Below are 11,934 nucleotides of genomic sequence, written 5' to 3' on the forward strand. Positions count from 1 at the left end.
ATTAACGAGCAAGCAGACCATCAAATGCCAATTGAGACTCACGCAAAATGCGCTCTTCATCCAACGTCAGACATTCGCCATGTTTAATCACTTGTTTTCCATCCACCCATACGTGCTCCACATCTTTGGCAGAAGCCGAGTAGATCGTATGTGAGATCAGGTCTGTATGCGGATAGAAATGTGCCTGTTCAATGTCCAGAGCGATAAAATCAGCCTTCATGCCTACCTTGAGTGCTCCGGTATTATTCAAGAAAATGGATTTGGCGCCATATGACGTTCCAAGCAATAGCGCTTCGCCTGCTGGTACTGCAGTCGGGTCACCGGACACGCCTTTGTGGATCAATGCAGCCAGTCTCATTTCCTCGAACATATCCAGGTTGTTGTTACTTGCCGGTCCGTCTGTTCCGAGTGACACAGTAACTCCTGCTTTCAGCAAATCAGGTACCCGCGCAACACCGGAAGCCAGTTTCAGGTTACTACCCGGGTTATGGGATACAGCGACATCATGACGGGCCAGAATTTCAATCTCTTCGTCATTCAGATGCACCGCATGTGCAACCAGGGATGGACGGGAGAAAAAGCCCAGTTTCTCCAGATGTGCCACAGGACGCAATCCGTAGTCTGTAACGTTCTGCTCGACTTCACGAAGCGTTTCCGACATATGTGTATGAAGGGGAAGGTTTAGATCGTTCGCGACCTGTACAAGCTTCTCTATGTAGTCTGGAGGGCATGTATATGGTGCGTGTGGCGAGATTACGGTTGTAATGCGACCATCGGCCTGTCCATTCCACTCACGTGCAAACGCAGCCGACTCCTCCAGCTTCCGCAATTGTTCTTCTTCCGAACACAAACCAATTACACCGCGTGCCAGTGCTGCTCTAACGCCGGATTGTTCCACAACTTTAGCCACTTGGTCCATGTGATCATACATGTCCAGAAAAGCTGTAGTCCCGCCTTTCAACATTTCAAGCACCGACAGTGAAGTTCCCCAGTATACATCTTCCGAAGTCATTTTCGCTTCCATCGGCCACATTTTTTCCTGCAACCAAACTTGTAACGCAAGATCATCTCCATGACCTCTGAGCAGCGACATCGCTGCATGACCATGCGTATTGATCAGACCCGGCAGGAAGAACAGTCCTTTTCCATCCACTTTGGTACAGTTTTCGTCTCCATCCGGCAATGTCTCACCAATATGCACAATCTTGTCATTATCAACAACCATGTAACCTTGAACGACATTCCATGTTGCGCCTTCATTAACGGCAAATTTGCCGTTGTGAATTACCCATCTATTTGTTGTCATCTTCCTCGTCGTCCTTTCCAGTCTCCAAGTAATAGGCCAAACTAAGCAGATCCGTCGTAAAGTCAGCATGATGAATGCGGATATGCGGCGGTGTTTTTAGAATTGTTGGTGCAAAATTGAGGATCGCTTCAATTCCCGATTCAATAAGCTGATCGGCTACATTTTGGGCTTCCGTATCCGGAACCGTGATAATCCCGATGCGAATGTTATCCGTTTTCACCGCTTCCGTCAATTCATTCATTGGTTTCACTGTCAAACTGTTGATTTGACTTCCAATCTTCGGTCCGTATGCATCGAATACAGCCACAATCTTCATGTTGTCTTTCAGATAAGCGTTGTAGTTGGACAAGGCCTGTCCGAGATTACCCGCTCCCACCAGAGCCACATTAATTTGCTGATCGATTTTGAGGATGTGACGAATTTTCTCGATCAAGTAGGATACATCATACCCGATCCCTTTTCGACCAAAATCACCGAAGTAAGCCAAGTCTTTACGAATTTGGGCCGGATTCAGATCCAGTCTCTGTCCAAGCTCTTGAGAAGACACCGTAGCCACCTCACGCTGATGCAACTCGCTCAAATAACGCAAGTATACAGGCAGACGTCGTACCACCGCTTCCGAAATTTTATCTGATTTCATTCTTGCTCCCCCTTACCAAGCCCACGATAAAATAATAGATGAAAAGATGAGCATTCTGTATAAATTCAAAGATAGAAGTGACTTTTTATACAGAATGCTCCTTGTAATTTAGGTTATAAGTTCTTACGTGCAACTGCTTTATTCGCAAACGGAAAGATCTCATAAAGTTTAACGCCAAACTGTAGCGTCATGCAATGATATAACGAACAAAACAACTATTATTCTTGTTCTTTAGCAGGTTTTTCCAACCATTCGGTAATTCGTGGAACCATTTGCTCTGTGAGCATATGCTCCATTTTGGGACCAGGTAATGAATATAAAAAGAATTTGCCATAGTACGCTTCAATTACGCGTGTATCATAGACAATCACAATTCCTCTGTCCTTCGCGGTACGCACCAATCGGCCAAATCCCTGCTTGAAACGAATGACCGCTTGCGGCACGGACAATTTCATGAACGGATTTTTCTTTTGCTCCTGGAGCAACTCACTCTTGGCTTCCACCAGCGGATGATTCGGTGGCTGGAACGGCAATCTTACAATAGCGAGGCAGGTTAGCGCATCACCCGGGATATCTACACCCTCCCAGAAGCTGCTTGTGCCCAGAAGTACCGTAGCTTTGGCATCCTGGAACCTGCGAGTAAGCTTGGAGCGGCTTCCACTGTCCACGCCTTGCCCCAGCAACGAGATGTCGTTACCAGACAGCGCCTCCTTGAGCGGATCATAGACCTGTCGCAACATCTTGTATGAAGTAAACAGAACCATCATGCGTCCACGGGTGGCAATTGCTGTCTCTGCGAGGGATTGCACCAGCATATTAACAAAGTGCGCATCACCCACACTGCCCTTCACACTCGGGAAATCACGCGGAATCACCAGAAGTGCCTGATCACGATAGTTGAAAGGTGATGGCAGCATCGACGTTAACAGCCGATTATTATCGGCGGCTTCCTGCAAGCCAAGCTGCTCAATCATGAACTGGAATGACTTATCGACAGAGAGCGTAGCCGATGTAAGCACAACGCTTTTCTTTTTGTCAAAAAACAAATCCTTAAGTTGTGCACTGACATCTACAGGTACAGCATACAGCTGAAGCGATTTGCTGCGGAACTGGCCGCTGGCTTCCATCCAGTACACCGTTTTGGCATCATCCATACGCATGAAGAACCGTAGATTCTCCTTCAACGTGGTCAGATCTTTCAGCAATCCTGTGATGTCCGTGATCAGGCTATCCGATTGATAATCATCCTGATCTTCCTTCACCTCAAGCAACAATTTGTCCCCTTTGCGAACCAAATCGCCCAGTGTCACATAGATCTGGTTCTCCAGATCCTGCAACTCCTGCCATTTCGCAGGTTTCTGAGAAGCCTTCAGTCGCAGGGAAAATTGCCCCGTCTCTCCCGGTGAAGCATCACTTCGTTCAGGCAACAGCCCGAACAGGGCATCGCTCATGCGATCCCATAACTCCTTAACCTCAAGAGCGAGTGGGAACATCTGATCCACCATGGAGCCCCATTGCACCGAATTTTCATGCCCGGATAACTGCGAACGAAGCATAGGCAGCTGACCATTACGACTGTCTTTAAACAGACGGGTCAGTGTATGAACCAACGTGAAATATTTCATATGCATTCCAAGATGCTTACCAGCTACATCCTCCAGATGATGGGCCTCATCGATCACCAGACTCTCATAGGCTGGCAGCAGCTGATGTGCTGCTTTGACATCCGTAAATAATTTGGAGTGATTGGTGATTACAATATCAGACAACCCGGCCTCATGTTTGGCACGATGATAGAAACATTTGCGGAACCATGGACAGGATCTTCCCAGACATGACTCGGATTCGCTCTGTACGGTCTCCCAGAAGTCCCCACCGCGTCCGCTAAGGTTAAGTTCCTCATCATCTCCAGTTTCGGTCTGCGTAAGCCAGACGATCATCTGAGCGGCTGTGAAATAATCCTCTTTGGGTGTGGCGAATTCACGTTTATTGATTTTGTGTTCAAATTTGCGCAGGCACAGGTAATGTCCACGTCCTTTGAATACAGCAGCCTTAAACGGAAACGGAACCACTTGGGTCAGCATTGGAATGTCCCGCTCTCTCAATTGCTCCTGCAGATTGATCGTATGCGTACTGACCATGACTTTCTGTTCTTGCTTCACACTTTCGTAAATAGCAGGCAACAGATACCCCAGAGATTTACCGGTACCTGTTCCAGCCTCGATCAAGAGATGCTTCTCTTCGTCCAAAGCCTGCCTTACACTGCTGAACATCTGAGTCTGCGCTTCGCGCTCTTCATAATGATCCAGCGTATCCTTCAGGTTCTCCCGAACCTGGTCCATAAACTGTTCGAAGCTTACACCATCAAGGGGGTTACCCTCCCGTTCATCACGTGGTGCACCAATATCCGTCCAATCACTCACATTGAGAGCAAGCTGACGATAATAGGTATGTCCATCCAGGTCCTGAATCGGCTCTGCTTCCTTCTCACTGCGCATTCCGTCCAAGAACCAACCCAAGTCACTGTCTTCTGGTGCGAACAGGTCACTGAGCCGCTGAATCGTTATGAGCGGTAATTCCTTTAACTCATCCAGACATTTGAGCAACACATAGGCTGTCGCCAGTGCATCACTGTCTGCCTGATGAGGGCGATCATGCTGAAAACCAAATTCTGAAGACACATAACCAAGTTGATAAGAACCAAGTGATGGGAACGTAATCTTCAGAAAATCAATCGTGTCCAGAATACGGCCAGTGAACGGCAAATAACCGCAACGGTCCAGAGCATTCTGTAAAAAGTGAAAATCAAAAGCAACGTTGTGTCCAACAAGAACCACATCGTTAAGCAGCGGAACCATCTCCATCATCATCTCTTCGAGTGAAGGAGCGTCCGCCACATCGGCATCGGTAATACCCGTTAACCCCGAAATAAACGGGGGAATCGGTACACCAGGGTTCACATAAGAACTATATATTTGAGTTATGCTGAAGTCATGATCTATGATGGCAAGTCCGGCCTGTATAATCTCACCGTCGGACTGCGTGCCGGTTGTTTCGAAATCCAATACGGCAAATTTCATTGCAATGTACGGTCCCTTCCATTCCAGTCTATGTTACAGCATAGCAAAAAAAAGGGGATTTGAAAATTAACTGACAAAAAAGCGGTGTTCCCACCGCTATGCCAAAGGAGGGAACACCGTTTTTTTGTCGCCGAATTCCCGCTTAATGAAGGGTTGTCAGCTGATTCGCATATTGCAATTTTCCCCTGTTCAACCTGCAAGCTTCCATGTTGTACAGTGGTTCGGTCAATGTTGGGTCATACTGAAGGGCCTGTGCAAAGAGTGAACATGCAGCTTCCGGATTCGCAAGTTTGGCTTGAATACAGCCCAGAGCGTTACATACAAGCCCTTTTAAGCGAGGTGAACCCTTAAGGTACATGATCTGCTGCAAATGTGTCCCGGCTTCCGCCATTTGTTCCAGATTCAGATATGCGAGCGCCAGGTAAAAACGAGTCAATGCACTCTCCGGATGGTCGGTCACAACCCGGGAGAACTGCATAATCGCCTGCCGATACATCTGTAATTTGAAGTAGCCCTGACCCCGACTGAAATATTCCAGATGGAGTTCAGGCAGAGCGGTAACAGCTTCCTGTTCCGGTTCAAGGGAAGCGGGCTTATCCAACTCCCGCTCCCTTACCTGGCTCATTTTTTCTTCAAACATCAGCCATTCATCCAGCATTCCGTCACTCATCCGCTTAAGCAAGTTCCACTTTTGCAGCAATTCCTGTTTGTTCAGGCCTTCAGCGGAAGGATAGCTCTTGATAATTTCATCTAACATGTCGTTCATTTCTGCGAAAACATGCTGGAACATCGATGCATCCCCACCCTTGAAAAAATGGATTAGTGCAGTGACCTGTACTCATTTTTTGCTTCAAGGGCCGATTTCATTCTCCTTACCATTCGATTACATAATCGTTGCGTGCACTTCCTGCTTCATCGTTTGTACAGGTTTATTCTGTCCATCTACAAATACAACCGTCGGTTTGTGAGTATTTGCCTCTTCTTGAGACATCATGGCGTAAGAAATGATAATGACGTTATCTCCAGGCTGTACCAGACGTGCAGCTGCGCCGTTAAGACAGATGACCCCGCTTCCGCGCGGTCCTGGAATCACATAAGTTTCCAGACGTGCACCGTTGTTGTTGTTCACGATTTGCACTTTCTCGTTTTCCATCAAGTCGGATGTTTCCATCAAGTCTTCATCTATGGTAATGCTACCCACATAGTTCAAGTTGGCTTCCGTTACCGTAGCCCGGTGAATTTTGGATTTCATCAGTGTTCTAAACATGGGACAGTACCTCCGATTTTTGCAACCTAATATTGTCAATCAATCTTGTTTTTCCGAATTTCACCGCAAGTGCGATGAGCAGATCGTCACGTCCTTGAACTTCTTCCTGATCTGCGAGCGGCTCAAGGCTAGGAAAAGCCTGAATCTCGGCATAGTCAATAATGGCAAGCGGTGAGCTTGTAATATGCTCGCGCAAGATGCGACGGATATCTGCGGCTGTAGTAACTACACCTGTATCTGCAGCTTCCTGAGCTGCGCGCAGTGCCTTCGACAGAACCAACGCCTGTGTACGCTGTTCTGCGCTAAGATAGACATTACGTGAACTGAGAGCAAGACCATCCTCTTCCCGAACAATCGGACAAGGCACAATTTCTACAGGCATATTCAAATCATTCACCATCTGTTGAATAACCGCAACCTGCTGAGCGTCTTTCATCCCGAAAAATGCACGCTGTGGTTGTACGATGTTGAAAAGCTTGGAGACTACAGTCGTTACACCGTCAAAATGTCCCGGGCGGGAAGCGCCACACAAGCGCTCCGTCAGTTGTGAGACAGATACTGTCGTTTGCGTTGCCTGTGGATACATCTCTTCAACAGAGGGAATAAATACAATATCTACCCCTTGTGAGCGTGCTGTCTCCACATCCCTGGCTTCATCCCGCGGATAGCTGTCAAAATCTTCATTGGGTCCAAATTGAATCGGATTAACGAATATGCTTAATACCACGATATCGCTCTGTTGTTGGGCTGCTTGCATCAAGCTTGCATGACCGTCATGAAGATAACCCATTGTCGGTACCAGACCTACAACGGACGCATTGGACCGAATCGCTTGACGCATCAAGCTTAGCTCCTGTCTTAACTCTGCGATTGTCCGTAATACTTTCATGAGTTACTTCCCACCTTTTCCTTACGTTGTCCATAAAGTTGATCCAAAACGCCAGCATCCGTAGCATTAAACACGTGCTCTTGGGCCGGGAAAGAACGATCTTTAACTTCCTTCACGTAGGCTTCAATGCTGGTTCTGATTAATGCACCCACATCTCCATAGGTTTTGACAAAACGTTTAGGCGTATACGGAGAAGCATACTGAACCACATCGTGGAACACCAGCACCTGACCGTCACAGCCTCGTCCTGCTCCAATCCCGATGGTAGGGATGGATAGTTCCTCCGAGATCGCCCGAGCGACTTCTTCCGTAACCAGTTCAAGCACTATGCCGAACGCGCCTGCAGCTTCCAAAGCTTTGGCTTCGTCCATCAGACGTTTCGCATCCGCTGCATCCTTGCCCTGAATACGGTAACCACCAATCTGATTAACGGATTGAGGTGTCAGTCCGATATGTCCAAGAACAGGCACACCTGCTTGCACGACTGCTCTAACGGTGTCCGCTATTTCGACTCCGCCTTCCATTTTAACCGCATGGGCATGCCCCTCTTGCATCAGTCGACGTACACCCTTAAGTGTCTCATCCACGCTGCCATGATACGTCATAAAAGGCATGTCAGCCACAATAAATGTCTTCTCAGCCCCACGTACTACGGAACGTGTATGGTACACCATGTCGTCGATGGTCACCGGAAGAGTTGAGTTATAACCGAGCACAACATTGCCGAGTGAATCACCAACCAGGATCAGATCGATACCTGCTTCCTCCGCAAGGAGAGCTGTTGGATAATCGTAAGCCGTAATCATACTGAGCGGCACGCCATCCTGCTTGTATTTTTTCATTTTCACAATATTCATCGCTTGTTTGTTCGCCATTTTCTGTCATGGCTCCTTTCTTCTTTTCAAATAAAACGCAACAAAAAAACCTTTTAGTTTTCCACTAAAAAGTCCCGAAAAGTCAAAAAAGAGTCACTTGCGATCGTCCCTTCTGTCTCGGTCCTCTTCGGCTCAGAGCAGAATCCAACAACTCACTTAAACGTATTTCATTCTTGCACTGCGGTCTGCTTATACGAAACAAATCAAAGCAGAACAAAGGCTACTGTTACGGGAGTGCAATTCGGTCTGCATTAGCCGATATCGCCTCACGAACACAGTATACCAAAGTTCTGCTCAAACTTCACGTCTTATGTTCATTTTACCAGTGAAAATTCGACAAATTGCTTACGATTTCCAGGAAATCTCACCAGAGATGACTAGTGTATGTTCTCCATCGTGCTTTTCAACCACAAGTGCTCCGGAAGGGTCAAGACCGATCGCCGTGCCTTCAATGACACCATGAGGATTCGTCACTGTAATCTCTCGATTCATCGATACGGACAAAGCCTCCCAAAGGGCTGAGATGACGCCGAATCCTTCTTTTTGATACAAAAAATACAACTGTTCCAACTCCGTCAAAATGGCAGCTGTAAGCTTGGTGCGATCAATGGGTTGCCCCGTCTCCATCTTGAGCGAAGTTGCGATTGTAGTCAGATCTTCGGGATAATCCTCAGGATCAAAGTTCACGTCCACACCTATACCCGCAATGCAGTACCTGACTTCATGATCTTCTACTGTGGATTCAAGTAATATGCCACATACCTTGCGTCCATCAATCAACAGATCATTGGGCCATTTGATGCCTGCATCAGCACCTGTACAAGCTCGAACGGCACGACATACAGCCACCCCTGTTAATAAGGTTAATTGCGGCGTATGCTGAAGTGGTACATCAGGACGCAAAAGGATGCTCATCCAGATCCCCTTACCCGGAGGAGAGAACCATTTTCGACCAAAACGTCCCCTCCCTCCGGTTTGTTCTTCTGCAATGACTACAGCGCCTTCGGCCTGCCCCTGCTCAGCTAACTTCAGAACATCCCCTTGCGTAGACAAGGTCGAAGTCAGCAGAACAGCCTTGCGGCCAAATACGGTTGTATCCAGTGCCAATTGGAGGGCCGTAGCATCAATGCTGTCCGGCTTCGTTACGAGACGATACCCTTTGCGAGAGACGGCTTCAAACTCATAACCCATGTCACGCAACTTGTTCACATGTTTCCACACAGCGGTTCGACTAATGGACAGATTACGGCTGATCTCTTCACCCGATACGAATTGTCCTTCTGCATTCAATAACATATGTAACAGATCCTCATGCTTGGTCATCTGCAACCACCCGCTTCACTTCTGCACTTAGCGCTTCATGCTGATTCGCTATCGTTCCAATCGCCGCTTCTCTTAACAAACGTTTCATGAGTTGTCCCAACCATGGTCCGCCTTTACGCTGCACCATCTGCAACACTTGTTCCCCTGTGATATTCAATTCTTTCAAGTCATGCACTGGGATCGATTGACTCCATTCGACAGCAAGGTCTTGAACCAAAACGACCTGTAATTCTGCATGGTCAGGCTGATTGCGCCATCCTGCTGGCAACAGCGATTGTATCCGCAGCCAATCATCCGCAGCCTGAACGCCACAAGCCAGAACAGTAACGATCCAATCAGAACGCAGACTTAGCGTATCTTTCTGCTCCTGAACGGAAGTATGAATCAACTGCTCCACCTGAAGCACCCCTGTTATGCGGGAACGATGTTCATTGGAGAATGTCCACTGACGTAGTAGAACGTCTGCTTCATTCTTGCTATACCCGCCAGCGATCAGGAGGAGTGACCAACGAAGCAATACATGCTCATCTGACAATTGTTCCAGATTGGATAACAACGTCTTGTTGAATCGGCCCGAACTAACCGGGGCTTTGACGTGCGCAAGCGCGTTACTTCTGTATAACAGCTCCAACCCTCTTAAGGGATGCGGTCCCGACATCATTTTTACCATCTCGGTCCGTACTCGTTCCATCGCTATATGTTGAAGCAGGTCTCTCTGTCTTACAAGACCCTTCCACGTATTATGAGCGATTTTGAAATCAAATACCGAAGCAAAGCGAACACAACGAAGCATCCGCAGTGCATCTTCACCAAATCGTTCCACCGCAGAGCCCACACATCTGACTCGCTCTTCCTTAATATCTGTCTGTCCACCGAACGGATCAACGATTGTCCCAGTGACGTCCATGGCAAGAGCGTTCATCGTGAAGTCACGCCGCTGTAAGTCTTCCTTAATATCCTGGACAAATTGAACTGAAGCAGGTCTGCGGTTATCCTGATATTCGGATTCTGTTCGGAACGTGGTCACTTCAAAGTAATACCCGCCTGAACGCACGGTAACCGTCCCGTGTTGCAGACCTGTAGGAATGCAATCGTTGAACAGTTCCATGACTTGCTGAGGAGAAGCGGATGTCGTAATATCCATATCGTCTACAACTCGTCCGAGCAATTCGTCACGCACACAACCGCCTACCCAATATGCCTTGTAGCCATGTTCGTTTAATGTTGTGAGTACGTTCTCACTTTGAATTGCCATTTCACGATCTACCTGTGTCCATTGAACCACTACATATCACCTCTTCTCTTGCCTGTTGTGGTATGCACAGTATGATTTCGCCTAGCAAAACGGTTAACCGCAAACCGGATTCAGATTCGGAACTTCCCTACCCAGCACCCGATAATAAATCTGTTCATATTCATGCCGAATGGCATCATTGCAAAAATCATGATGCGCGCGATGGAGACACGCTTCCCTGAACTCCGCAGCCAAACGATCGTCCGTCAACAAACGGATCGTGTTCTCGGCCATGGATTGTGTATCCCCGATTGCGGATAAGAAACCTGTCTTACCATGCAAGACCAGTTCCGGAATTCCCCCGGCTTGTGAACCGATCGTTGGTACACCGCAAGCCATTGCTTCGAGCGCAACTAGACCGAAACTTTCCTTCTCTGATGGAAGCATCAACACGTCAGCCATGGAGATCACTTGAGCAATGTCATCCTGTTTGCCAAGGAAATGAACTTTATCATTCAAGCCGAGATCATTAATTTTCCACTGCATCTTCGGCAAATCAGGCCCTTCACCGACAAATAACAGTTTGGCTGGAACCTGCTCCTGTACCTGACGGAAGACCTCTACCACATCCTGAGTTCTCTTCACCGGTCGGAAGTTGGAAATATGCATTAATATTTTTTCATCAGGCGCAGCGAAGTCTCTTCGCAGACTGGCAGCATCCCGCGGATAATATATTCGTTTATCAATAAAATTATAGGTTAAATCGATTGGACGCTGAATATCCAGCAGTTCAACCGTTTCCCGAATCAAATCTTGGGATACGGCAGTAACCGCGTCACTTTCATTAATGGCAAGACGGATTAGATCCTTCAGAGATTCATCCTGAGCCAGAACCGTAATATCCGTTCCATGTAACGTGGTGACCACTTTCAGGCCGTCCCCTACCATCTGTTTCGCGAGAAAAGCACATACTGCGTGTGGCACGGCATAGTGAACATGCAGCAGATCCAGCTGCTGTGACTTAGCCACCTGCGCCATCTTCGTTGCCAGTGACAGGTCATACGGTGGGTAACGGAAAACATAATAATCATTTACTTCAACTTCGTGATAGAAAATATTTTTCTGGAACGTACCCAGTCTGAACGGGATACTGTTGGCAATAAAATGAACCTGATGCCCCTGTTCGGCAAGCAATTTGCCCAACTCCGTTGCGACAACGCCAGACCCTCCGAGGGACGGATAACAGGTGATGCCGATTTTTAGCTTTTGATCCATCCGGTGGACGCTCCTTTGATCTCCCGCTTCATGCAGGTTGATGTA

General features: G+C 47.6%; 10 protein-coding genes. All 10 read right to left on the reverse strand.

Annotated features, from left to right (window positions below; translation table 11 throughout):
* Position 1: 1 nt before the first annotated feature.
* Positions 2–1,306, reverse strand: coding sequence for an amidohydrolase (locus NYE45_RS18385; protein ID WP_340013554.1), 1,305 nt, complete (start codon positions 1,304–1,306; stop codon positions 2–4).
* Complete coding sequence (locus tag NYE45_RS18390) at positions 1,293–1,946, reverse strand: redox-sensing transcriptional repressor Rex (protein WP_062835163.1); 654 nt, start codon at positions 1,944–1,946, stop codon at positions 1,293–1,295. Before NYE45_RS18390 ends, NYE45_RS18385 begins: the two co-directional genes overlap by 14 nt.
* A 218-nt stretch (positions 1,947–2,164) precedes the next feature.
* Positions 2,165–5,026 (reverse strand): ATP-dependent DNA helicase DinG, encoded by a 2,862-nt coding sequence (gene dinG / locus NYE45_RS18395; protein WP_340013555.1) that lies wholly within the window; start codon positions 5,024–5,026, stop codon positions 2,165–2,167.
* A 142-nt stretch (positions 5,027–5,168) separates the two neighbouring features.
* Complete coding sequence (locus NYE45_RS18400) at positions 5,169–5,792, reverse strand: tetratricopeptide repeat protein (protein ID WP_340013556.1); 624 nt, start codon at positions 5,790–5,792, stop codon at positions 5,169–5,171.
* Between the two features lie 117 nt (positions 5,793–5,909).
* Positions 5,910–6,293, reverse strand: a complete 384-nt coding sequence (gene panD, locus NYE45_RS18405) for an aspartate 1-decarboxylase (protein ID WP_017687742.1) — start codon at positions 6,291–6,293, stop codon at positions 5,910–5,912.
* Positions 6,286–7,182, reverse strand: a complete 897-nt coding sequence (gene panC / locus NYE45_RS18410; RefSeq protein WP_340013557.1) for a pantoate--beta-alanine ligase — start codon at positions 7,180–7,182, stop codon at positions 6,286–6,288. Before panC ends, panD begins: the two co-directional genes overlap by 8 nt.
* Positions 7,179–8,057: a 3-methyl-2-oxobutanoate hydroxymethyltransferase gene (panB, locus tag NYE45_RS18415; RefSeq protein WP_062835166.1), complete on the reverse strand. Its 879-nt coding sequence runs from the start codon at positions 8,055–8,057 to the stop codon at positions 7,179–7,181. Before panB ends, panC begins: the two co-directional genes overlap by 4 nt.
* A gap of 345 nt (positions 8,058–8,402) precedes the next feature.
* Positions 8,403–9,380: a biotin--[acetyl-CoA-carboxylase] ligase gene (locus tag NYE45_RS18420; RefSeq protein ID WP_340013558.1), complete on the reverse strand. Its 978-nt coding sequence runs from the start codon at positions 9,378–9,380 to the stop codon at positions 8,403–8,405.
* The gene (locus NYE45_RS18425) at positions 9,367–10,665 is read right to left on the reverse strand and encodes a CCA tRNA nucleotidyltransferase (protein ID WP_340013559.1); all 1,299 of its coding nucleotides are present in this window, start codon (positions 10,663–10,665) and stop codon (positions 9,367–9,369) included. Before NYE45_RS18425 ends, NYE45_RS18420 begins: the two co-directional genes overlap by 14 nt.
* Before the next feature lie 63 nt (positions 10,666–10,728).
* On the reverse strand, positions 10,729–11,889 hold the full coding sequence (gene bshA, locus NYE45_RS18430; RefSeq protein WP_340013560.1) for an N-acetyl-alpha-D-glucosaminyl L-malate synthase BshA: 1,161 nt from the start codon (positions 11,887–11,889) through the stop codon (positions 10,729–10,731).
* Positions 11,890–11,934 lie beyond the last annotated feature (45 nt).

Origin of the sequence: Paenibacillus sp. FSL K6-1318, assembly GCF_037976905.1 — a bacterium.
In the GTDB taxonomy this organism is placed as follows: domain Bacteria; phylum Bacillota; class Bacilli; order Paenibacillales; family Paenibacillaceae; genus Paenibacillus; species Paenibacillus amylolyticus_A.